General features: G+C 67.2%; 23 protein-coding genes. 8 read left to right on the top strand and 15 right to left on the bottom strand.

Annotation, left to right across the window (positions count from 1 at the left end):
- Both M1248_RS32480 and M1248_RS32475 read left to right on the top strand, forming a co-directional pair.
- Positions 1–737 (top strand): transposase family protein (locus tag M1248_RS32480; protein WP_317150839.1); only part of this gene is annotated, 737 nt, incomplete at its 5' end.
- A 153-nt stretch (positions 738–890) separates the two neighbouring features.
- Positions 891–1,499 carry a DUF4126 domain-containing protein gene (locus tag M1248_RS32475; protein ID WP_317150838.1) on the top strand — a complete coding sequence of 203 codons (609 nt, stop codon included), beginning with the start codon at positions 891–893 and terminating at the stop codon, positions 1,497–1,499.
- Positions 1,500–1,520: 21 nt separating this feature from the next.
- Here the strand turns inward: M1248_RS32475 and glgC are convergent, their stop codons facing one another.
- Entirely contained in the window at positions 1,521–2,735 is a 1,215-nt protein-coding gene (gene glgC, locus M1248_RS32470) for a glucose-1-phosphate adenylyltransferase (RefSeq protein ID WP_163730175.1), read from the bottom strand.
- Between the two features lie 136 nt (positions 2,736–2,871).
- Here glgC and glgA point away from each other — a divergent pair, with 136 nt between their 5' ends.
- The gene (gene glgA / locus M1248_RS32465; protein ID WP_317150837.1) at positions 2,872–4,035 is read left to right on the top strand and encodes a glycogen synthase; all 1,164 of its coding nucleotides are present in this window, start codon (positions 2,872–2,874) and stop codon (positions 4,033–4,035) included.
- 27 nt (positions 4,036–4,062) lie between these two features.
- On the opposite strand, the gene M1248_RS32460 is transcribed toward glgA, so the two are convergent.
- The 5 genes from M1248_RS32460 to folP all read right to left on the bottom strand — a co-directional run bounded on the left by M1248_RS32460 (position 4,063) and on the right by folP (position 7,161).
- Positions 4,063–4,230 carry a DUF3117 domain-containing protein gene (locus tag M1248_RS32460; protein WP_003406247.1) on the bottom strand — a complete coding sequence of 56 codons (168 nt, stop codon included), beginning with the start codon at positions 4,228–4,230 and terminating at the stop codon, positions 4,063–4,065.
- Between the two features lie 125 nt (positions 4,231–4,355).
- Positions 4,356–4,937 (bottom strand): DNA-3-methyladenine glycosylase I, encoded by a 582-nt coding sequence (locus M1248_RS32455; RefSeq protein WP_410506779.1) that lies wholly within the window; start codon positions 4,935–4,937, stop codon positions 4,356–4,358.
- The gene (locus tag M1248_RS32450; protein WP_317150836.1) at positions 4,934–5,308 is read right to left on the bottom strand and encodes a DivIVA domain-containing protein; all 375 of its coding nucleotides are present in this window, start codon (positions 5,306–5,308) and stop codon (positions 4,934–4,936) included. Before M1248_RS32450 ends, M1248_RS32455 begins: the two co-directional genes overlap by 4 nt.
- Positions 5,309–5,377: 69 nt before the next feature.
- Positions 5,378–6,340, bottom strand: a complete 963-nt coding sequence (locus M1248_RS32445) for a glucosyl-3-phosphoglycerate synthase (protein ID WP_317150835.1) — start codon at positions 6,338–6,340, stop codon at positions 5,378–5,380.
- Positions 6,337–7,161, bottom strand: coding sequence for a dihydropteroate synthase (folP, locus tag M1248_RS32440; RefSeq protein ID WP_317150841.1), 825 nt, complete (start codon positions 7,159–7,161; stop codon positions 6,337–6,339). The genes M1248_RS32445 and folP overlap by 4 nt, the downstream gene beginning before the upstream one ends.
- 150 nt (positions 7,162–7,311) lie before the next feature.
- On the opposite strand from folP, the gene M1248_RS32435 reads away from it, so the two are divergent.
- Complete coding sequence (locus M1248_RS32435; protein ID WP_317150834.1) at positions 7,312–7,848, top strand: dihydrofolate reductase family protein; 537 nt, start codon at positions 7,312–7,314, stop codon at positions 7,846–7,848.
- Here M1248_RS32435 and fadD6 read toward each other — a convergent pair.
- Together fadD6 and M1248_RS32425 are read right to left on the bottom strand one after the other, a co-directional pair.
- A complete protein-coding gene (fadD6, locus tag M1248_RS32430) occupies positions 7,845–9,656 on the bottom strand; it encodes a long-chain-acyl-CoA synthetase FadD6 (RefSeq protein ID WP_317150833.1) in 1,812 nt (603 codons plus the stop codon). The two genes, M1248_RS32435 and fadD6, sit on opposite strands and share 4 nt — an antisense overlap.
- Before the next feature lie 62 nt (positions 9,657–9,718).
- Positions 9,719–10,279 (bottom strand): TIGR00730 family Rossman fold protein, encoded by a 561-nt coding sequence (locus tag M1248_RS32425; protein ID WP_317150832.1) that lies wholly within the window; start codon positions 10,277–10,279, stop codon positions 9,719–9,721.
- 29 nt (positions 10,280–10,308) lie between these two features.
- Here M1248_RS32425 and M1248_RS32420 point away from each other — a divergent pair, with 29 nt between their 5' ends.
- Complete coding sequence (locus M1248_RS32420; RefSeq protein WP_317150831.1) at positions 10,309–12,405, top strand: ATP-binding protein; 2,097 nt, start codon at positions 10,309–10,311, stop codon at positions 12,403–12,405.
- Here the strand turns inward: M1248_RS32420 and M1248_RS32415 are convergent.
- The 4 genes from M1248_RS32415 to dapE all read right to left on the bottom strand — a co-directional run bounded on the left by M1248_RS32415 (position 12,402) and on the right by dapE (position 17,169).
- Positions 12,402–13,139 carry a hypothetical protein gene (locus M1248_RS32415; RefSeq protein WP_317150830.1) on the bottom strand — a complete coding sequence of 246 codons (738 nt, stop codon included), beginning with the start codon at positions 13,137–13,139 and terminating at the stop codon, positions 12,402–12,404. The genes M1248_RS32420 and M1248_RS32415 overlap by 4 nt on opposite strands.
- A 12-nt stretch (positions 13,140–13,151) precedes the next feature.
- Positions 13,152–14,273 (bottom strand): hypothetical protein, encoded by a 1,122-nt coding sequence (locus M1248_RS32410; RefSeq protein ID WP_317150829.1) that lies wholly within the window; start codon positions 14,271–14,273, stop codon positions 13,152–13,154.
- Positions 14,274–14,339: 66 nt separating this feature from the next.
- Positions 14,340–16,016, bottom strand: a complete 1,677-nt coding sequence (locus tag M1248_RS32405; RefSeq protein WP_317150828.1) for an ABC-F family ATP-binding cassette domain-containing protein — start codon at positions 16,014–16,016, stop codon at positions 14,340–14,342.
- Positions 16,017–16,101: 85 nt separating this feature from the next.
- Complete coding sequence (gene dapE, locus M1248_RS32400) at positions 16,102–17,169, bottom strand: succinyl-diaminopimelate desuccinylase (RefSeq protein ID WP_163730188.1); 1,068 nt, start codon at positions 17,167–17,169, stop codon at positions 16,102–16,104.
- 15 nt (positions 17,170–17,184) lie between these two features.
- On the opposite strand from dapE, the gene dapD reads away from it, so the two are divergent.
- Positions 17,185–18,150 carry a 2,3,4,5-tetrahydropyridine-2,6-dicarboxylate N-succinyltransferase gene (gene dapD / locus M1248_RS32395; protein WP_163737509.1) on the top strand — a complete coding sequence of 322 codons (966 nt, stop codon included), beginning with the start codon at positions 17,185–17,187 and terminating at the stop codon, positions 18,148–18,150.
- Positions 18,151–18,165: 15 nt separating this feature from the next.
- On the opposite strand, the gene M1248_RS32390 is transcribed toward dapD, so the two are convergent.
- Genes M1248_RS32390 through M1248_RS32380 form a run of 3 tightly spaced genes read right to left on the bottom strand, consistent with a single transcriptional unit; the run spans position 18,166 to position 20,512 of the window.
- Entirely contained in the window at positions 18,166–18,717 is a 552-nt protein-coding gene (locus tag M1248_RS32390) for a M15 family metallopeptidase (protein ID WP_317150840.1), read from the bottom strand.
- 23 nt (positions 18,718–18,740) lie between these two features.
- Positions 18,741–19,097: a VOC family protein gene (locus M1248_RS32385; protein ID WP_317150827.1), complete on the bottom strand. Its 357-nt coding sequence runs from the start codon at positions 19,095–19,097 to the stop codon at positions 18,741–18,743.
- Positions 19,097–20,512 (bottom strand): acyl-CoA synthetase, encoded by a 1,416-nt coding sequence (locus M1248_RS32380; RefSeq protein ID WP_317150826.1) that lies wholly within the window; start codon positions 20,510–20,512, stop codon positions 19,097–19,099. Before M1248_RS32380 ends, M1248_RS32385 begins: the two co-directional genes overlap by 1 nt.
- 21 nt (positions 20,513–20,533) lie before the next feature.
- Between M1248_RS32380 and M1248_RS32375 the strand changes: the two genes are divergently transcribed.
- Together M1248_RS32375 and M1248_RS32370 are read left to right on the top strand one after the other, a co-directional pair.
- A complete protein-coding gene (locus M1248_RS32375; protein ID WP_317150825.1) occupies positions 20,534–21,082 on the top strand; it encodes an NUDIX hydrolase in 549 nt (182 codons plus the stop codon).
- 30 nt (positions 21,083–21,112) lie between these two features.
- Entirely contained in the window at positions 21,113–21,508 is a 396-nt protein-coding gene (locus M1248_RS32370; RefSeq protein WP_317150824.1) for an SgcJ/EcaC family oxidoreductase, read from the top strand.
- Positions 21,509–21,557 lie beyond the last annotated feature (49 nt).

Raw genomic sequence — 21,557 nt, 5'->3', positions numbered from 1 at the left:
CGGTGCCCGGCTTCGTCGAGATCGACACGGTCTTTCACGACGGCGGCAGCCGTGGTGGAGGCCATGCCTTCACGCTGACGGTCACCGACATCGCTACCGGCTGGACCGAGAGCCACTCACTACCTGACAGGGCGGCCAAACACATACTGGCAGCCCTCAATCACATCGCCGCCGCCATGCCGTTCCCGATCCTCGGGGTCGACTGTGACAACGGGTCGGAATTCATCAACGACGACCTGCTGGCATGGTGCCGAGATCGTCAGATCACGTTCACCCGGTCACGGCCGGGCAATAAGAACGACGGCTGCCACGTCGAGCAGAAGAACTGGACGGTCGTACGCACCGTGGTGGGCTACTACCGCTACGACACCGCCTCAGAACTGTTGCTCCTCAACGAGATCTGGCAATTGCAGTCCAAGCTGACCAACTACTTCTACCCGCAACAGAAATTGATCACCAAAGTCCGCACCGGGGCCAAGGTATCCAAGAAACACGACAAAGCCACCACCCCATTCCACCGCGCGACCGCCCACCCGACCATGACCGTCGACCGCATCGTGGGCCTGACCCGGACCTACTCGCTGATCAATCCAGCCGCCGCTCAACGCCAGATTCAGGCGTTGACCGCACAGCTCTTCACTCTGGCCACCAGCAAAGCCGGCGACGGCGCCCCACCTCCAGTGACAAAGCGCGCACGTTTACGTGAGGCAACGAATGCCCCCACGCGCGCATCTTGACGTGAGGCAACAGGCCGACAACCTGAATCGACACAATTTCAGACCGCATGGCCGAGCCAGTCGGGATCGTCGTCTTCGGCCAGCTTGTGCCGTTTCGACCCCATGCGGTCAAGATATGAACGCGCACTGACAAGTCATGCCCATAATGCGTAAGTGGAGCTGCTGACCGGATTCGGGTTGGCCACCGCCGCGGGCCTCAACGCCTACATCCCGCTACTGGCGCTCGGACTGCTGTCGCGGTTCACCGACCTCGTCACCCTGCCGCACGGGTGGGCTTGGCTCGAGAACGGCTGGGTCATGGCGATCGTCGCCGTACTGCTCTTCGTCGAGATCGTCGCCGACAAGGTGCCCGCGCTCGACAGCATCAACGACGCGATCCAAACCTTCGTCCGCCCGACGGCCGGCGGCATCGTGTTCGGGTCGGGCACCGCGGCGCAAACCAACGCCGTCGCCGACCCGGGCGCCTTCGCACAGTCCGGTCAGTGGATCCCCGTCGCTATCGGTGTCGTTGTCGCGCTGGTGGTGTCGGTGACGAAGTCCACGGTGCGACCGGCCGCCAACGTGGCCACGGCAGGCATGGCCGCACCGGTGCTGAGCACGGTCGAGGACGGCATCAGCGTCGGGCTGGTCTTCGTGGCGATCCTGGTACCGGTGCTGGTGCTGGTGGCCGTCGTCGTACTGGTGTGGGCGGGGTGGCGGCTACTGCGCCGACGACGGCGCGCTCGGCCTGGGCCCACGACGCAGGTTGGGCCCACACCGTAGGTAGGGGAGGGACAACGAAGCCTAGATCCAGACGCCCTTGCCGACGGCGACGACACCGCCGGCGCTGATCGCGAAGCGTTCGCGGTCTCTCTCCAAGTCAACGCCCACCATCTCGCCGGGCCCCACGACGACGTTCTTGTCCAAGATCGCGTGGCGCACCACGGCCCCGCGACCGATTCGGGTGCCCGGCATGATCACGCTGCCCTCCACGATCGCGCCGTCGTCGACCACGACATTGGACGACAGCACCGAATTGCGCACCGACGCCGCCGAAATGATGCTGCCCGCGCCTACCACCGACTCCTGCGCTGAGCCGCCGTTGACGAACTTCGCCGGCGCCAGATTCGCCGATTCGCCGAGGATCGGCCAGCGCCGGTTGTACAGGTTGAACACCGGGTGCACCGAAACCAGGTCCATATGGGCGTCGTAGAACGCATCGAGGGTTCCGACGTCACGCCAGTAGCCGTGATCGCGCTCGGTGGAACCGGGCACCTCGTTGTCATTGAAGTCGTACACCGCGGCCATGCCGTCGTTCACGAGTCGCGGGATGATGTCGCCGCCCATGTCGTGATCGGAGTGGTCCTCGTCGGCGTCGGCCTTGATCGCGTCTACGAGCACTTTGGTGCTGAAGATGTAGTTGCCCATCGACGCGAACGTCTGCTCGGGATCGTCGGGCGTGCCCGGCGGATCAGAAGGCTTTTCGATGAACGCGCGGATGCGTCCCGACTCGTCGGCGTCTATGACACCGAACGCGCTCGCTTCCGAGCGCGGCACCCGGATACCCGCGACCGTGACGCCCGCGCCGCTCTCGATGTGGAAGTGCAGCATCTGCTCCGGATCCATCCGGTAGATGTGGTCGGCACCGAACACGACGACGTAGTCGGGGTCCTCGTCGTAGACGAGGTTCAGCGACTGCAGGATGGCGTCCGCGGAACCGGTGTACCACCGCGGGCCGAGGCGCTGCTGCGCGGGCACCGGGGTGATGTACTCACCGGCAAGCCCCGAAAGCCTCCAGTTCTGCGAGATGTGACGGTCCAGCGAATGCGATTTGTATTGCGTCAGAACGCAGATCTTCAAATATCGCGCGTTGACGAGATTCGACAGCACGAAGTCGATCAGCCGGTACGCGCCGCCGAACGGGACCGCAGGCTTGGCCCGATCGGCGGTCAATGGGTACAGCCGCTTGCCTTCGCCGCCAGCCAGGACGATACCTAGCACGTGTGGCAGTTCCCGCATGATCCAAACCTATCCGCCCCCGCCGACCGGGGCTAGGCATTCGCAGCTGTCTGTCAAGGTTATTGACACCTAATCGCATTCGAAAACAAGCAAGCGGGCCTGAGATACGGCCTTCTTTTTCGGTACCGTCGTCTCCATGCGGGTGGCGATGATGACTCGGGAGTATCCACCCGAGGTCTATGGCGGGGCAGGCGTTCACGTCACCGAGCTCGTCGCCCAGCTGCGGCACCTGTGCGAGGTCGACGTGCACTGCATGGGCGCGCCCCGCGAGGGCGCGATCGTCGCGCAACCCGATCCCGCGTTGCTGGGCGCCAACCCCGCCCTGTCGACGTTGTCGGCAGACCTCAACATGGCCAACGCCGCGGGTCAGGCCAACGTGGTGCACTCACACACCTGGTACACCGGGATGGCGGGCCGCCTGGCCGCGCTGCTGTACGGCGTTCCACATGTGCTGACCGCACACTCGCTGGAGCCGATGCGGCCGTGGAAGGCAGAACAGCTCGGCGGCGGATACCGAGTGTCGTCGTGGGTGGAGAAGACTGCGGTGGAAGCCGCCGACGCGGTGATCGCCGTCAGCTCGGGCATGCGCGAGGACGTGCTGCGCACCTATCCGGCGCTGGACCCGAACCGGGTGCACGTGGTGCGCAACGGGATCGACACCGAGGTGTGGTACCCGGCCCCACCGGACGCGGGCGAGTCGGTGCTCGCCGAACTCGGCGTGGACATGACGAGGCCGATCGTCGCGTTCGTCGGGCGGATCACCCGCCAAAAGGGCGTCCCGCATTTGATCGCGGCGGCACACAGATTCGCCCCCGATATCCAGCTGGTGCTCTGCGCCGGCGCACCCGACACCCCCGAAATCGCGGCGGAGGTCACCGAGGCCGTGCAGGACCTGGCGCGCAGCCGCACCGGCGTCTTCTGGGTGCGCGAAATGCTGCCGATTTCGAAGATTCGCGAAATTCTTTCCGCTGCAACAGTTTTCGTATGCCCGTCGGTGTACGAGCCGCTCGGTATCGTCAACTTGGAAGCAATGGCCTGCGCCACGGCGGTGGTCGCTTCCGATGTCGGCGGCATCCCCGAGGTGGTGGCCGACGGACACACCGGCGCCCTGGTCCACTACGACGCGAACGACCCGACGGGCTTCGAGTCGCGGCTGGCCGACGCCGTCAACGCGGTGGTGGCCGACCGGCAACGCGCCACGCAATTCGGTCAGGCGGGCAGGCAGCGCTGCATTGACGAGTTCTCGTGGGCGCACATCGCCGAGCAGACCCTCGAGATCTATCGGAAGGTGACGTCCTAGGCGCGAATGCTCGCGCTCCCGCGCCGACTAGCTGGTGACGCCCTTGAGCTCGTCGCCCAGCGCTGCCGCCTCATCTGGGGTCAGTTCGACGACCAAACGTCCGCCGCCCTCCAGCGGTACCCGCATCACGATGCCTCGCCCCTCCTTGGTTGCTTCCAGTGGACCGTCTCCGGTCCGGGGCTTCATCGCCGCCATCGAGTGCTCCCTCCACATGAGCCAGCCCGCACGGTGGGCCTAACGAATCCCCTCTATTGTTCCCTATCCACGGCTTCGCGTGTGCAAAGACCCGGCGATGGCCACCCCGACGCCCCATCGACAGGTCACTGAAATGTCGCTGGCACCCAGCAGTCTGCCGTGTGATCGTCGACCATTCCGGTCGCCTGCATCAGGGCGTACGCCGTCGTCGGCCCGACGAACCGGAAGCCTCGCCGCTTCAGTTCCTTGGCCATCGCGGTCGACTCCGGGGTGACCGCCGGGACGTCGGCCATGGCCCCCGGACGTGGCCTCGGCGGCGGCGCGAAAGACCACAGCAACTCGCCGAAGTCCACATCCAGATCAGCGACCGCGCGGGCGTTGGCGATGGTCGCCTCGATCTTCGCGCGGTTACGCACGATGCCGGCGTCCTCCATCAACCTGGCGACGTCCCGGTCGCGGTAACGTGCGACCCGCTCGACGTCGAACTGGTGGAACGCTCGACGGAAGTTCTCCCGCTTGCGCAGGATGATCAGCCACGACAGGCCGCTCTGAAACGCCTCCAGCGTCACGCGCTCGAACAGTGCAGTCGAGTCGCGCAGCGGCCGGCCCCACTCGGTGTCGTGGTAATTCCGGTAAAGCACGAAATCGTCTGGTGACAAGCGGGATTCGTCGATCCACGCACAGCGGATACGATCGTCCGCGGTCACGGTTCGCCCTCTGCCTCCGACGACGGCAGCGCGTGCGCTCCGCCCTCGATGTGGCGCGGGTCCCCGTCGTCGTCTTCGATCCCGTGTGCCGCACGGACCGCGGCCAACTGCCCGCGCACCAGGTCGAGCTCCTGGCCCAATCGGTCGAGCACCCAGTCCACCTCACTGGTCTTGTAACCGCGCAGCGTCTGGCTGAACTTGACCGCCTCGACATCGGCGCCGGTGACGCCGGAGGCCGGCAATACCGTGGCAGTCGTATCGCGCGGCAACGGCGGCAACGACTCGCCACGTCCGAAGAGCACGCTGCCCAGTGCGAACAGCACGATGGCGATCAGAACCAGCACGACGAGATACAGCAGAACCAGCGTCACGTCCTCGATACTGCCCGATGCCTCCGACAGGCGCCGACAGGCACCGCACCCTCGTACACCCGCGCGCTCCTACAAGGCTGGCCGCAGGCTCTTCATCGGCGGCCGGTCGACGAGCGACACCTCTGAGGTGCGCGGTGTGAAGCCGTCGCCGTCGGCAAAGAACTGTGTCAGGCCGACGCCGGAATCCGGCACTCCGCACCGCGACAACAGCGTCGCGATGACCTGTCGGCTCATCGCGGCAAGCTCGGTCAGCGGCCGGTTGCGGTGTTCCCGGACGCCGAGGTTCACCTGCGCTATCGCATTCAGGCCTAGGCGGTCGTAGGTATCGACCAGCAGGCCGATCTCCACGCCGTAGCCGGGTGCGAACGGCACCGAGGTCAGCAGCTCACGGGTGCCCGCGTATTCGCCGCCCAGGGGCTGCAGCAAGCAGGTCAGTTCGGGGCGCAGCGCGGCGAGCAGCGGCCTGGCCACCAGCTCGGTGACACGGCCGCCGCCGTTGGCGTCCTCGCTGCCGCTGACCTTGAGTGGCCGCCGGTAAAACCCCTTGACCAGGTGCACTCCCTCAGCCGTGAGCAGCGGACCCAGGAGCTTGGGCACGAACATGGGGTCGGGGTCGATCAGGTCGGAGTCGACGAACACGACGATGTCGCCGGTCGTGACGGCCAGCGAGCGCCACAGCACCTCACCCTTGCCGGGCTGCGGTGCGACCTCGGGCAAGGCCACCTCGCGACTGATCACCCTCGCGCCCGCGGCCAGCGCGCGGATCTCGGTGTCGTCGGTCGAACCGGAATCGAGCACGATGAGCTCGTCGACCAGGCCGCCGAGCAGCGGCGTGATGGTCTCGACGACGCTTGCGACCGTCTCTTCCTCGTTGAGGGCGGGCAGCACCACCGAGATGGTGCGTCCGGCCTTGGCGGCCTCGAGTTCGGCGATCGTCCACATGGGCCGGCTCCAGCTGTTGTCGGCCAGCCAAGGGTGTGCCGCGATATCGGTGGCGGCCAGCTCCGTTGGCTGTTCAATTAGCACAGTCATGCCAGTCCCCTCACTGTGCGCGTCGGTGGACGCGTTCCGTGGATCGACGCGACCATTTCCAGTACGCGTCGAGTGGAACCCACCTCATGCACTCGGAACATGGCGGCGCCATCGGCGGCGGCCAGTGCGGTCGCAGCCAATGTGCCTTCCAGGCGTTCAGTCAGGTCCACACCCAGAGTTTCCCCGACGAAATCTTTGTTGCTCAGCGCCATCAGGACCGGCCATCCAGTATTTACAAGGTCTTTTACGTGGCGCAACAAACTAAGACCGTGATAAGTGTTCTTGCCGAAATCGTGGGTCGGATCGATCAAAATGGCGTCCCGCGCGACCCCGGCGGCGACCGCACGCTCGGCCGCGGCGGTCACCTCTGCGATGACATCGTCCACGACGCCTCGTTCGGAGATGCCGTAGTTGACGCGGAACGGGCGAGTGCGGGGCACCGCACCGCCGGTGTGCGAGCAGACCAAGCCGGCGCCGAACTCCGCGGCGACCTCGGGCAGCGCTGCGTCATGACCGCCCCAGGTGTCGTTGATCAGGTCCGCACCGGCTGCGCAGGCCTGCTTGGCCACCACCGCACGCCAGGTGTCGACGCTGATCAGCTGGTCGGGATAGGTGTCGCGGAGCCATTCGATGAACGGTACGACGCGGGCGATCTCCTCGTCGACGTCGACCGAGCTGCCCGGCCCCGCCTTGACGCCGCCGACGTCGACGATGTCGGCGCCGTCGGAGATCACGCGGTGGGCGGCCGTCTTGGCGGCCTCGTCGGTGAAAGTGGCGCCGCGGTCGTAGAACGAATCCGGCGTGCGGTTGACGATCGCCATGATCAGCGCGCGGTCACCGGCCACCGGGCGACCCAAAAACGTCGACTGCACGCCCTCCAGGCTACGGGCCTGCGCGGAAGCGATGAGGTTTCGCCCGCGACAGAGTCAACCCAACGACACTGAGCACCAAGATCTAGAAGAGGAGCCGCGATGAGACGGGTCGTCCTGTTTCACATGTGGTCGCTCGACGGCGTCGCAGAGGAGCCCGGCGACTGGGTTTTCGACGTCGATCAGGCGGTCTTCGACAACATCGCCGAGGTGATCGGCAGCCAGGACGCCGTCCTCCTTGGCCGCGGCACCTATGACTACTGGTCGGGCCACTGGCCCAACGAGGGTGAGGAGCCGTTCCGCAGCTTCATCAATGCCACCACGAAGCACGTGTTCACCTCGAGACCGCTCGACGCGGAGTGGTCGAATTCCGTCGTCGTCGACGCCCCGGCCGAGACGTACGTCCGCGAACTCAAGGAACGGGACGGCGGGGACATCGGCATCCACGCGAGCGTCGGGTTGGCCAAGTCGCTGCACGACGCCGGACTGATCGACGACTACCGGCTGCTGATCGCACCTACGTTCGCCGGGCGCGGGTATCGGATGTTCGACGGCCAGCAGGAACTGCGCCGCTTGAAACTGGTCGATTCGCAGGCGACCGAGACCGGGGCGTTGCTACTGCACTATCGAAGCCGCTAGTTCTTGGGCTTCTTGCCCGCGGCGACCTCTTCCGGGTACTCGTCGTAGAACTCGACGTAGCCCTCCTCGCGACCGGACAGCACGTAGATCGGGTCCTCGATCTTCTCGGCGTCCTCGTCCCCTTCACCCGACGATCCCCCGTAGCCCTCCTTGCGCAGGTCCACCTTCTGGCTCTTGAACGTCGACGTGTGTGCGAGTTCTTTGACCACCCGGACGAACAGTGGCAGAGCGTAGCCGGGCAGCTTGTCGTAAACGGCCTTGGCCAACGCTTTACCGTCGAACTCCTGACCGTCCTTGAGCTGGATCGCCGCCATCCCCGCTCGACCGCCCGCTCCTTCGACCTCGACGCCGAACACCGTGGCTTCCTCGACCTGCGAATCGGTCGACACCGCGGCCTCGACCTCCGTCGTCGCCACGTTCTCACCCTTCCAGCGGAAGGTGTCGCCGAGCCGGTCGGTGAACGCGGCGTGCCCGAAGCCCTGCGAGCGCATCAGGTCGCCGGTGTTGAACCAGCAATCGCCTTCCTTGAAGGCGTCCCGGACCAGCTTCTTCTCGGAGGCCTTCTTGTCGGTGTATCCGTCGAACGGCTGGAAGTTGCTCACCTTCGACAGCAGCAGGCCCGGCTCGCCGGTCTTGACCTTGCGCACGCGACCGTTGTCGTCGCGCACCGGATCCCCGGTTTCGGCGTCGTACTCCACGAAAGCCACCGGCGTCGGGCAGATCCCGGTCGACTTGTCGATGTTGAGGACGTTGACGAATGCGGTGTTGCCCTCGCTCGCGCCGTAGAACTCACACACGCGCGGTATGCCGAACCTCTCGGTGAAGTCGTCCCAGATGGCCGGCCGCAGCCCGTTGCCGATGATCACCCTCACCTTGTGCTTGCGGTCGGTGTCCTTTTCCGGCTGGTTCAGCAGATAGGCGCAGATCTCGCCGATGTAGATGAACGCTGTCGCCTTGTACCTGATCACGTCGTCCCAGAACTTCGACGCGGAGAACGACTTGCCGAGCGCCAGCGTCGCACCGGCGTTGATCGTCGAACCGAGGGCAACCGTCAGCGCGTTGTTGTGGTACAGCGGCAGGCAGCAGTACAGCGCATCGTCGCTGTGCAGCCGCAGGCCGAGCCCGCCGAAGCCGGCGAGCGCGCGCAGCCACCGATAGTGGGTCATCACGCTGGCCTTGGGCATGCCCGTGGTTCCCGAGGTGAAGATGTAGAACGCCTTGTCCTTGGCCAACACCGCGGCCGTCGTCGCCGGGTCCTGGGCGGGTGCGGTGGACGCGAGGCGATCCAGCTCCTCGAGCGTCATCAGCCCGGAGGTGTCGGCGCCGCTCTCGGTGATCGGCTCGATCAGATCCGTTTCGGCGACGATCGCCTTGGCGTCGAGCAGTCCGATGCTGTGGGACAGCACATCGCCGCGCTGGTGGAAGTTCAGCATGCCCGCGATGGCGCCGCATTTGACGATGGCGAGCATCAGCAACACCGTCTGCGGCGAGTTGCGCAGCATGACGCCGACGACGTCGCCGTGCCCGACACCGCGCGCCGCCAGCACCGCGGCGTAGCGATTGGCAGTCTCGTTGGCCTGGCGGTAGGTCAGCTCCTGATCCTCGAACCGAAGGAACGGCCTGTCGCCGTAGCGCGCCGCCCGGTCCTGGAAGACCTTGCCGATCGACGTCTTCGCGGTGGGGCGCGCCATGAAACCGGTCATCGCGCCGCGCAACATCACAGGTACGTCCATCAGCAGATGCGGTACCCGGGTGGCGATGTCGAGCAGACCGACGCTGCTTCGGACGCCGGATTTCTGGTCGGCCATGCGGTGAGTCCCCTCCGGTGTTCACTTACTGAACACCACCCTATCGGCGTGGGTCTCGACGATCACCCACGCGGTTGGCAGGCGGCAAGAGCGGCATCGACGTCGTCGACGACCACCAACCGGTCCAGCGCCCGGTGGGTGACGTAGCCCGTGTCGATCAGCCCGTGCAGCCAAGTGAGCAAACCGGTGTAGTGCCCGAACGGGTCGAGCATCACCACCGGCTTGTCGTGCATACCCAGGTAGCCGGCGGTCCAAGCCTCGAAGAACTCCTCCAATGTGCCGATGCCACCCGGCAGAGCTATGAACGCATCGGCACGGTCCTCCATCGTCTGCTTGCGCTCGCGCATGGTGTCGGTGACGACGAGTTCGTCAGCGTCGACGTCGGCCACCTCGCGATGCACGAGCGCCTTGGGGATCACTCCGACGGTATGGCCGCCACGGGACCTGGCGGCGGCCGCCAACGCGCCCATCGCCGACACGTTCCCGCCGCCGGATACCAGCGTCCAACCACGCTGCGCAATCGCGGACCCGACCTGCTCGGCCAGGGTCAGCAGCTCAGGATGCGTCGGCCCTGACGCGCAGTAGACGCAGACCGCCCATTCTCGGTCGAGTTCGCCGGACACACGCTAAAACCTAGCCATAGACTGCCGCCGTGCCAGTGGAGTGGGTAACCGTGCCGCTTGAACCGGCACTGCAGACACTCGAAGCCGGCTGGGGAACTCGCGCCGGAACAGTGATCATCGGCCCCGCCGGAGTCGGCAAGAGCACGCTGGCACGCGCCGCGGTTGCGCGTCTGGGGACCGAATTCGACCGGGTGGATTGGGTGATTGCGACCGCGCCCACCGCCACCATTCCGTTCGCCGCATTCAGCCACCTCATCGAGGTACCGGACACCGGCAAGACCGCGGAGGTGTTGCGGAACGCTCGTAAGTCACTCGGCGACGGCCGCCTGTTGGTGGTGGACGACGCCCACCTGCTGGACAAGCTGTCGGCGGCTCTGGTCCATCAGCTGGCCGTGAGTGGCGCAGTCAAGCTCATCGTGACGGTTGCGCCCAACGGACCTGTGGCCGAGGAGGTCTCGGCGCTCTGGGACGATGACCTGCTCGACCGAATCGAGCTGCAACCCGCCGGCCACGACGACAGCAGAGTAGCGACGCTGGTCGAGCAATTCGTCGCGGCGCTACCCCCCACCGCTCACCGGGTCTTGGAATACCTGGCCGTCGACGATCCGCTCCCGCTGGCTCAAATCTCCGGGTTGGTGAGCCGCGAAGCCGTCGCCGAGGCGGAGGCCGCAGGCGCGATCGTTGTTGACGACGACCAGGTGCGACCCGCCCATCCGCTGTTCGTCGACGCCGTGCGCGACGCACTGGGTGGACCGGACCTGCGCCGACTGCGCACAGAACTCGTCGAGCGCCTGGGCGCCGCACCCCCTCGAGACGTGGTCGACCTGCTGCGACTGGCCGTGCTCGCCCTGGACGCCGACCGGCCGCAGCCAACCGCCGAATTGGTCAAAGCCGCCCAGGAAGCGCTCCGCCTCGGCGACCTCGAGCTATCCGAGCGTCTCGGACGGGCCGCGCTGCAACGTGCGGCGTCCCTGCCCGCCCGGCTGACGCTCGCCTACGCCCTGGCCTGGCAGGGTCGCGGCCGCGACGCTGATTCCGTTCTGGCGCAAGTGGATCCGTCGACCCTGTCCGAAGCCGAGTTGATGGCGTGGGCGTTGCCGTTGGCCGCCAACCAATTCTGGATGCTGTCAGAGCCGGAAAAGGCGACGGCGTTCCTGAAGTCGACGCGAAACAAGGTGTCCTCGCCCGCCGCCCGAACCACCCTGGATGCGTTGTCGGCGACGTTCGCGATGAACGCAGGCGGTCCGGCCCGGGCACTGCAGATTGCGGACGAGGTCCTGAAGTCCCCGGCGGCCGACGACACCGCGATCGGGTGGGCATCGGCGGCCGCGGCGTTGAGCTCGGCCCGCATGGGACGGTTCTCCGACGTCGACACATTCGCCGAACGGGCCATCGCCGCCGGGCATCCGGGACTGCTGCGGTTCACCAGTGGCTTCGGCCAGACGACGGCGCTGCTGATGGCGGGCGACCTGGACAGCGCACAAGATCTGGCTCAGCAGCTCACCGACTTCGCGCAGCTGCAACAGCCCGGCCGCGCCATCGGCGAGGTGCTGGTGGCCGACGTGCTGATCGCAAAGGGCGAACTCGAGTCGGCGGTTCGGCTGCTGCGCCGGGCTGCGGCGGCCCTGGCGCCGACAGGTTATTCGTGGGGCCCGCTGGCGTGGATGCTGTTGGCGCAGGCACTCGGCCAGCAGGGCTCGACGGTCGAGGCGGGAAAGGCGTTGTCACGCGCGGAATCTCGGCACGGCTTGAAGTCGATGCTGTTCGCGCCGGAACTCGCGCTGGCACGCGCGTGGACGATGTCGGCGCGGGGCGACGAGCACGGCGCCGTGACGGCGGCACGCGACGCGGCGCGCAGCGCCGAGCGTGGCGGACAGACGGCGGTCGTACTGCGGGCCCAGTTCGATGCGGCCCGGCTCGGCGACCTTCGCGCAGCCGACGCTATCGCACGGGCGAGCGTTGAATGCGACTGCGCGCTTGGACAATTGGCGCTCAGCTACGCACGCGCACTTGTCGGCCGCGACGCGGCGGGCCTGCGCGAGGCGGCACAGCGATTGACGGCCATCGGGATGCACCGCGCGGCCGCCGACGCCGCCGCACAGGCAGCCGACGCCCAAACCGACTAGAGCCTGCGGCCCAGATCCTCTTCGGCGGCGTGACGCGGCTGCTCGGGTGGTGCGACAGGCGCCGGGCCCGCACCGGACGCGCTCTCCCGAGGTCCGGAAGCCAGGTTGCTGTCGTCAGCACGTTGCAACGGCTCGCGGTGCTCTTGCTCCGGTGCGGGCGGTTCGTACGGGCGATCTTCCCGAGCGGCGCGCTCCTCGAGGCGTTCCACCCGCTCTTCGAGCGGGTCACGGCCCGGCTGCCCGGGATGCTGACCCGGCACACCCGGTGGTGGAGCACTCCCGGCAAGCGCCGCACCGACCGGCGCACCGCCGACCGGAGACTGACCAGACTCGCCGCCTCCGCCGCCCTGGGCGGCCTTCATCGCCTGTTCGATCAGCGATCCGAACATGCCCGACCCACCCTGGGCCGCCTGCGAGGGCGCCCCGGCCAGCTGGCCCGCTTGCTCGCCGAGCTTGCCCAGCATGCCGACAACCTGACCGACGGACTGCGATCCGGACTCCTCGGACGCCGCGTACGCCACCTGTGCTTCGCCCACCTTTCCGGAGTACGTGTGCTCCTTCGCCTGCAGCGCCGCGACATTGGCTGTCAACTGGGCGGCCAGCGTGGGAAGCACGGCGGAGATCGTCGCACTCATCGCGTCCGGACCCGGCGGAAGCATTGGTATCTCGGGTAATTCGACCGAAGCCGCGCTCCAGCTGATGCCCTCGGGCTTCTTCAGTGGGCCAAGCGACACAGTCCTCCCCTATCACCAGTCATCGTCTACGTCGTCCTCGTCGAGATCATGGTCGAGCGGTGCGGGCACCGCCAGGCCCGGCGACGTGCCGCCGCTCTCGCCGCGCATACCGCCCATCATCGGGCCCATGCCGCCCATCCCGGCGCCCGCGGCCATCGGCGCTACCCCGCCGACCGCACCGGCGCCTGCCAGCGCGCCATCGGGCGGGGCGGTGGACACCGGCTTGGCATTGCCAACGAGGTTCGCCATCAACGGCGTCTGCGACGGCACCCCGCCCGAGCCGGGCAGCGATGCCGCGCGCACCATGCCGGAGCCGCCGCCCGCACCGCCGCCGCCCGCCAGCGGGTGATTGGAGAAAGCCGAGAACGGCAGCCCGGCCGCGCCCATCGAATCCGATTTGCCACCCTGCCCGAACATCGACGTCAGCTGCTGCAGCGGTTGGGACAGCTGCTGCAACGGCTGCATCATCTGCTGGGGTATCTGCATCAGCATCTGCGGGAGCTGACCCGCCATCGACCCCAGCTGGCTGAGCATCTGCATCGCCTGGTCAGAGCCACCACCGGCTTGTTTGGCAGCCTCCTCGGTGGAGTCCTGGGCCTCTTTGGCGCCGGGCACCGTCGGGGCGCCGGGCAGTGGGAGGCTGGGCGGCACGCCAAGGGTGTTGGCGAGCTCGGTCGTGTTGGTGGTCACGTTGGCCATGTTCTGCGAAAGACCCATCATGACCCGGCTGCGGGCCAGCTCGGCGGCGTTGGGGAGGGGCATCGCGGCGATCGCTTCGGCTTCGGCCTGCGTCTCCTGCGCGATGGTGTTGGCCAAAAGTTTCGTCTTCACAACGGAAGCCTCCATGGCGCGCAGCTTGACCGCGATCGCGGTGGCGTGCGCGGCGTTGGCTTCGTGACCGCCAATGATCGTGGTCGCCTCGCCCGCGGCGGCCATCGATCCCGAGCCTTCCCACACATCGGTGAGCTTCATCAGCTGCCCCTGCTGCTGAGGGACCACCGTGCCGCTGATCTTCGCGGCAAGCGCCTCGAACTTGGCGGCCGTCGCCGCCAGCATCTCCTCGTCGACGTTCGGCCAGCCCGGGCCGGTCACTGTCTGACCCCCGTACGGGCTCGTATCGGGCTCGATCGCCATAGGGACCAAATTTACCGTGCCCGCGGTAGCTGCCGGTCCACAAATTCTGGCCGTCGAGATCGGCGATCAGCGCGGACTAGTCGAATGCAACCGTCCGAGCGATAGCCGCAGGGTGCGCTGGACTCCGATCTCCGCCAGGAACCGCTCGTCGTGGCTGACCACCACGAACGCCCCCTGATAGGCGTTCAGCGCCGATTCCAGCTGCCCGACGCTGACCAGGTCGAGATTGTTGGTCGGCTCGTCGAGCAATAGCAGCTGCGGCGCCGGTTCGGCGTAGAGCACGCATGCCAGCGTCGCGCGCAACAGTTCGCCGCCCGAGAGCGCCGAGACCGGCAGGTGGATGCGGTTGCCGCGAAACAGGAACCGGGCCAGCAGGTGCATCCGCCGGGTTTCGGAAAGGCTGGGCGCGTACGCGGCGAGGCTTTGCGCGACGGTGGCGTCGGGGCTGAGCAGGTCGAGTCGCTGAGACAGATACGCCACGCGGCCGTCGGCACGGGCGACGGTTCCGGAGTCGGGCGCCGCTTCCCCTGAATCTGATGTCGCCGCCGGGGCGGCTCCGGCGATGATGCGCAGCAGCGTCGACTTGCCCGCGCCGTTGGGCCCGGTGAGCGCGATGCGTTCAGGGCCGCGGATGGTCAGATCGGCATCGGTGACCAGCGCCCGGCCGCCGCGGTGCGCGGTCAGGCCTTCGGCCCGCACGACCATGCGCCCAGCGGGAACGTTCGTCTCGGGAAGCTCCAGCACCAGCACGTCGTCATCGCGCAGTGCGCGTTCCGCCTCGTCGAGACGGTTCTTGGCGTCGGCGACACGCGCCGCGTTCACCCCGTCGATCCGGCCTGCGGACTCCTGCGCTCTGCGCTTCATCGCGCCCGCGACGATCTTCGGCAGCCCGGCATCCTTGATGTTGCGCGCGGCCGTGGACGACCGCTTCGCCGCGCGCTCGCGCGACTGCTGCATTTCGCGCTTCTCGCGCCTGAGGTGTTGTTCGGCGTTGCGGATGTTGCCCTCGGCGACCCGCTGCGCCTCGCTGACCGCTTCTTCGTACATCGTGAAATTGCCGCCGTAGAAAAGCATTTCGCCGTGTTCGATGTCGCCGCCGGGGCGGCTCCCGCGGTGCAGCTCGGCGATGCGGTCCATGCGGTCGAGCAGCACGCGGTCGTGGCTGACCAGCAGCAGACAGCCGGTGAAGTCGTCGAGCGCGTCGTACAACTTGTGCCGGGCGTCGACGTCGAGGTTGTTGGTCGGCTCGTCGAGCAGCAGGACGTCGGGTTGTGCGAGCAGTTGCGCGGCCAGCCCGACGGAGACGACCTCGCCGCCGGACAGCGAGCCCAGCCGCCGGTCGAGCTCGAGGTGGCCAAGGCCGAGCCGGTCGAGCTGGACGCGGCCGCGTTCCTCGACATCCCAGTCGTCGCCGATCGCGGCGAACACGTCGTCGCCGGCGTCACCGTCGGCCAACGCGTTGAGTGCGTCGATGACGTGCGCTATGCCGAGCACTTCGGCGACGGTCTTGTCCGTAGTGAATGGCAGCGTCTGCGGCAGATAGGCGACGGAGCCGTCGACGCTGATCGAACCGCCGGTGGGTTTGCGATCGCCGACGATCAGCTGCAGCAGCGTGCTCTTACCCGCGCCGTTGGGGGCGACCAGGCCGGTGCGGCCCTCGCCGAGGGTGAACGTCAGATCCGTGAACAGCGGGGTGCCGTCTGCGAACGCGAATGACAAAGCAGAACAAGTGATGGAAGACATGCGAGAGATCTCTCGTAACTGAAACGACTGAAATCGGATTGCCGGAGTCGTTGTCTCACCGCACGCTTCCAGCGTACGGACGCGGTCAACCGATTAAATATCTCCGCAGCGTGTCGGTGGCCGCGGTGATGGCTGCGGTGTCGACGCGCTCGTCGACCCGGTGGGCAAGGTTCGGATCACCGGGCCCGTAGTTGACGGCGGGGATGCCGAGCGCCGCGAACCGTGCGACGTCGGTCCAGCCGTACTTCGCCCGCACCTGTCCCCCGGCGGCATCCACCAGCGCCGCGGCGGCGGGTGCGCTGAGGCCCGGCAGGGCACCGCTGGCCGAGTCGGTCAGCTCGATCTCGACATCGAGCCCGTCGAACACCTCGTGCACATGCGCGGTGGCGTCGGCGACGCTGCGGTCCGGGGCGAACCGGAAGTTGACCGTCACCGAGGAGGCATCGGGAATCACGTTGCCCGCGATCCCGCCGTCGATGCGCACCGCCGACAACCCCTCGCGATACGTGCAGCCGTCGATGTCGACGTTGCGCGCCTGATACGCCGAAAGCCGGTCCAGCACGGCGCCGAGCTTGTGGATTGCGTTGTCGCCCAACCAGGATCGCGCCGAGTGCGCACGGGTGCCCGCGGCTCTGATGACGACGCGCAGCGTGCCCTGGCAGCCGGCCTCGATGTACCCGCCGGAAGGCTCGCCGAGGATGGCCACGTCGGCCTGCAACCACTCGGGCAGCTCGCGTTCGATGCGGCCGAGACCGTTGGCCGCCGCCTCGATCTCCTCGCAGTCGTACATCACGAGCGTGATGTCGTGCTGGGGCTCGGTGACCGTCGCGGCCAGGTGCAGGAAGACGGCGTCCCCGGATTTCATGTCCGACGTGCCACAGCCGTGCAGTTCGCCGTCGGCCATCCGGCTGGGCAGGTTGTCGGCGGCGGGAACGGTGTCGATGTGTCCGGCGAGCAGCACGCGCGACGGCCGGCCCAGGTTGGTGCGGGCGAGCACCGCGTCGGCGTTGCGCACGATCTCGAATCCGGTCGTCTGCTCGCGCAGGGCGGCCTCGATCTCGTCGGCGATGCGTCGCTCGCTGCGCGATTCGCTGGGGATGTCCACCAGCGCCGCGGTCAAGGCGATCGGGTCGCCGTGCAGATCAAGAGCCACCTGCCTGACGTTAGTCTGAGCGGCGTGACTTCTGCTGCAGGTATAGGCCTGGCGACACTCGCGGCCGACGGAACCGTCCTGGACACGTGGTTTCCGGCACCGGAACTGGGCCCAGAATCGGGCACGGACGGCCCCGCGGGCACGACCCGGCTGTCGGTCGCCGAGATTCCGGAAGAGCTGGGCGTACTGACCGGCCCCGACGAGGACCGTGGCGTCGAAATCGTGGCCGTCCGCACCACCATCTCGTCACTGGAGGACAAGGCCACCGACGCCTACGACGTGTATCTGCGGTTGCACCTGTTGTCCCACCGGCTGGTGCCGCCGCACGGACTGAACGCCGACGGCTTCTTCGGTCTGCTGACCAATGTGGTGTGGACCAATCACGGACCGTGCGCGGTCGAAGGCTTCGAGATCGTGCGGGCGCGACTGCGCCGACGCAGCCCGGTGACCGTCTACGGCGTCGACAAGTTCCCCCGAATGGTGGACTACGTGCTGCCGTCGGGAGTGCGCGTGGCCGACGCCGACCGTGTGCGCCTTGGCGCGCACCTGGCCTCCGGCACCACGGTGATGCACGAGGGCTTCGTCAACTTCAATGCGGGGACCCTGGGCAATTCGATGGTGGAGGGCCGCATCTCGGCGGGCGTGGTCGTCGGGGACGGCTCCGACGTCGGCGGCGGCGCGTCGATCATGGGGACGCTGTCGGGTGGCGGGACCGAGGTGATCTCGGTGGGCCGGCGCTGCCTGCTCGGTGCCAATGCCGGGCTGGGTATCTCGCTGGGCGACGACTGCGTGGTCGAGGCCGGTCTCTACGTCACCGCGGGCACCAAGGTGCAGACCGCCGACGGCCAGACGGTCAAGGCGCGCGAACTCTCGGGTGCCAACAATCTGCTGTTCCGGCGCAATTCGGTGACCGGAGCCGTAGAGGTGGTCAAACGGGACGGCACCGGCATCACGCTGAACGAGGCCCTGCACGCCAACTGAGCGCGTCAAATCTCCTCAGCCCGTCGCGTTCGGTTTCAGCGGCGGGCAGCGGCCCTGGTCATCGGTTGCCAGTTCGAAATGCCAGATCTCATTGGCATAGATCTGGCACAGGCCGAACGGCCTGCCGTTGGCGATCAACCACTTGTCGGCTTCCACCGGGGTGATGTCGACGGCCTTGCCCTCGACATGTTTGGACGTGTCCGGCGACGCGACGAACTGCCGTGCCACGTCGACGCTCCCGTAGGTGCGCACCCCGTCATCGAACAAGCGCTGCTGGAATCCCCTTGTGCGCCAACCCGAATTGATACGGATGTCGACGTTCTCGGTCGCGGCTTGGCGCGTGGCTTCCTGAATCGCGGACAGCAGTGCGGGGTCCAGCAGTCCGACGATGGGGTTGGCCACGTCGAAGGGGCTCAACGTGACTCCGTCGGGCAGCCAGCCGCCGAAGGTGTCGATCGCTCCCGTTCCGATGTCGAGCGATCCGCCGGTGTCGCCGGGCGGCGGCGGTGGCGGCGGTTGCGCGTGCGCCGTCGCACACGAAGCCAGCAGCAGCGCGCCCACTACCACGGACACGCGGAACACCCGCACGGTCAATCGTCTGTGGCAGCGAGAATGCAGAATTCGTTGCCCTCCGGGTCCGCCAGCACTACCCAGCTCTCGTCGCCCCGCTGCCCGACGTCGACCCGTCGCGCACCAAGGGCCAGCACCCGATCCACCTCAGCCTGCTGATCGTCGGGACGGAAGTCGAGGTGAATGCGGTTCTTCACCACCTTCTCGTCGGGAACCGCGATGAAGATCCAGTTCACTCCGGCACCGGGAGGTGCGTGCAGCACGACGTCGCCGTCCTCATCGACGTCGTGCGGCCAGTCCAGCACCTGTGACCACCAGCGACCCAGAGCAGTGGCGTCGCGGGCGTCGATACAGATCTCGTCGAATCTCAAGCCCATTACTCTGCTCCCCCTCGTTGCGCCAACTCCTTCTTCAACACCTTTCCCATGGCGTTGCGCGGGAGGCTCTCGACCACCCGCACCTCCCGCGGTCGCTTGTGCACCGAAAGCTCCTGGGCGACAAAGTCGATGAGCGCCTGCGGATCGGCGTCGCCGACGACGAACGCGACGATGCGCTGGCCGAGATCGCCGTCCGGGACACCCACCACGGCGGCTTCCGTCACGCCGGCGTGCCCGAGCAGCGCGGTCTCGATCTCCCCGGCACCCACCCGAAAACCGCCGGTCTTGATCAGGTCGACCGACTCGCGGCCGACGATGCGGTGCATACCGTCGGCATCGACGACCGCAACGTCGCCGGTGTGATACCAGCCGTCGGTGTCCAGCACCTCGGCGGTCGCGTCGGGACGATTGAGGTAACCGTCGAACAATGTGGCACCCCGAAGATGAAGCCGTCCAATGGTTTCACCGTCATGCGCCACCGCAGCACCGGACTCGTCGAGTAGCCGCGTCTCGATTCCCGTCAGCGGCAGGCCTACCCACCCAGGGCGACGCTCACCGTCGGCGCGCGTGCTGATCGTGATCAGTGACTCGGTGGACCCGTAGCGTTCGATGGGTCGGTGCCCCGTCAGTTCGGCGAGCCTCTCGAACACGGGCACCGGCAGCGGTGCGCTGCCGGAAACCAGCAGGCGAGCGGACGCGAGCGCCGACGCCGCCGCGGAGTCCTCCGCAATCCGCGACCACACGGTGGGAACGGCGAAGTACAGCGACCCGCCAGCGGCGGCGTAGAGGTCGGGTTTCGGTTTTCCGGTGTGCACGAACCGATTTCCGATGCGCAGCGAACCGAGCAGACCGAGCACCAAACCGTGCACGTGGTACAGCGGCAGTCCATGCACCAAGGTGTCCTCGGGCGTCCACTGCCAAGCCTGCGCCAGGGCGTCGATGTCCGCGGCCACGGCGCGCCGGCTCACGATCACTCCCTTGGGCGGACCCGTGGTGCCCGACGTGTAGATGATCAGTGCCGTCGCATCGGGGTGCGGTTCGCCGTAGCGGTGCCACGAGCGTGCGTGCATCCGCACGGGTATGTGTTGCAGCCCGCCGGTGTCCGCCGGCTTCTCCCCCAGCCACGCCTGTGCTCCGGAGTCGGTGAGGATGTGTGCACGTTCGGCAACTCCGACGTCGGCGGGCACCGGAACCACGGGCACCCCGGCGATCAGGCAGCCCGTCACCGCGAGCACGGTCGTGGCCGTCGGGGTCGCGAGCACGGCGACACGGTGTGCACCGGCCACCCGCTCGGCGACCGAGGTCGCGGCTCCGACCAGGTCGCTACGGCTCAGCACCGCTCCGTCGATGCGCACGGCGTCGCCGATGTCGGCGCCTGCCGCCACTGTCGCGGGGTTCAAGGAGGACAGCAGCACGTTCGTGAGGATACTGGGCGCGTGGATTTCATCGAGACAGTTGCTTCGCGGCAGATCTACCGGAACAACTGGTTCTCGCTGCGTGAAGACGATATTCGTCGGCCCGACGGCAGCGACGGCATCTACGCTGTCGTCGACAAGCCGACGTACGCGCTGGTGATCGCGCAGGAAGGCGATCGGCTCCACCTGGTCGAGCAGTATCGCTACCCGTTGGGCATGCGGCGCTGGGAGTTCCCCCAGGGCACCGTGCAGGACGACACCGATCCCGAGCCGTTCGAGCTTGCCGCGCGGGAACTGCGTGAGGAGACGGGACTGCGTGCAGAGGCGATGACGATCATCGGGCAGCTCGACGTCGCGCCGGGGATGAGCAGCCAGCGCGGCCTGGTGTTTCATGCGACGGGTATCACCGAAGGCGAACACGCCCGTGAACACGAGGAACAGGACATGCGCAGCGCATGGTTCGCCCGCACCGAGGTGGAGCGGATGATGCGCGACGGCGACATCACCGACGCCCAGTCCATCGCGGCGTATGCGCTGTTGCTGTTGTCGCAGACGCCGGCTTCCCGATGAGTTTTGAGCCGTGCCGTGGTCTGCCCCCGTATGAGCGATGAGGCGACCATCCGCAAACTGATCACCGATTGGACCGCGGCGGTCCATACGGGCGATCTTGATTCTGTGCTGGCAGACCACGATTCGGACATCGTGATGTTCGATGTCCCACCGCCGTACCGGGGTGTGCGCGGCATGGACGAATACCGGGGTTCCTGGCCGCCGTCCTTCGAGTTTCAGCGTCAGGGCGCGTCATTCGACATCGAAGAACTCGACGTGACGGCGGGCGAGGATGTCGCGTTCGCGTGGGCGCTGCTGCGGTGCGGCAAGCCCGAGGAATTCGAGTCCAAGCCCGACAACAGGCTGAGGCTGACGATAGGGCTGCGCAAGCGCGACGGCCGCTGGGTCGTCACCCACGAGCACCACTCGTTCTGCTTGACCGACTAATGGGAGTCGATCGGCGTGGCGTTGACGAGTTTGAGTTCGTGGTCGCGGG

Source organism: Mycobacterium sp. 29Ha (assembly GCF_032883055.1).
GTDB classification, from domain to species: Bacteria; Actinomycetota; Actinomycetes; order Mycobacteriales; family Mycobacteriaceae; genus Mycobacterium; species Mycobacterium gallinarum.
The sequence above is the reverse complement of the archived record's forward strand: the minus strand, read 5'-3'. Positions and strand labels throughout refer to the sequence as shown.

What these genes read in the sequence shown, in the direction of transcription:
- glgC (WP_163730175.1), bottom strand. Translation starts at nt 2,735, where the DNA reads ATGCGGGAACTGCCACACGTGCTAGGTATCGTCCTGGCTGGCGGCGAA.
- glgA (WP_317150837.1), top strand. Translation starts at nt 2,872, where the DNA reads ATGCGGGTGGCGATGATGACTCGGGAGTATCCACCCGAGGTCTATGGC.
- M1248_RS32460 (WP_003406247.1), bottom strand. Translation starts at nt 4,230, where the DNA reads ATGGCGGCGATGAAGCCCCGGACCGGAGACGGTCCACTGGAAGCAACC.
- M1248_RS32445 (WP_317150835.1), bottom strand. Translation starts at nt 6,340, where the DNA reads ATGACTGTGCTAATTGAACAGCCAACGGAGCTGGCCGCCACCGATATC.
- folP (WP_317150841.1), bottom strand. Translation starts at nt 7,161, where the DNA reads ATGGCGATCGTCAACCGCACGCCGGATTCGTTCTACGACCGCGGCGCC.
- M1248_RS32435 (WP_317150834.1), top strand. Translation starts at nt 7,312, where the DNA reads ATGAGACGGGTCGTCCTGTTTCACATGTGGTCGCTCGACGGCGTCGCA.
- fadD6 (WP_317150833.1), bottom strand. Translation starts at nt 9,656, where the DNA reads ATGGCCGACCAGAAATCCGGCGTCCGAAGCAGCGTCGGTCTGCTCGAC.
- M1248_RS32410 (WP_317150829.1), bottom strand. Translation starts at nt 14,273, where the DNA reads ATGGCGATCGAGCCCGATACGAGCCCGTACGGGGGTCAGACAGTGACC.
- M1248_RS32405 (WP_317150828.1), bottom strand. Translation starts at nt 16,016, where the DNA reads ATGTCTTCCATCACTTGTTCTGCTTTGTCATTCGCGTTCGCAGACGGC.
- M1248_RS32385 (WP_317150827.1), bottom strand. Translation starts at nt 19,097, where the DNA reads ATGGGCTTGAGATTCGACGAGATCTGTATCGACGCCCGCGACGCCACT.
- M1248_RS32370 (WP_317150824.1), top strand. Translation starts at nt 21,113, where the DNA reads ATGAGCGATGAGGCGACCATCCGCAAACTGATCACCGATTGGACCGCG.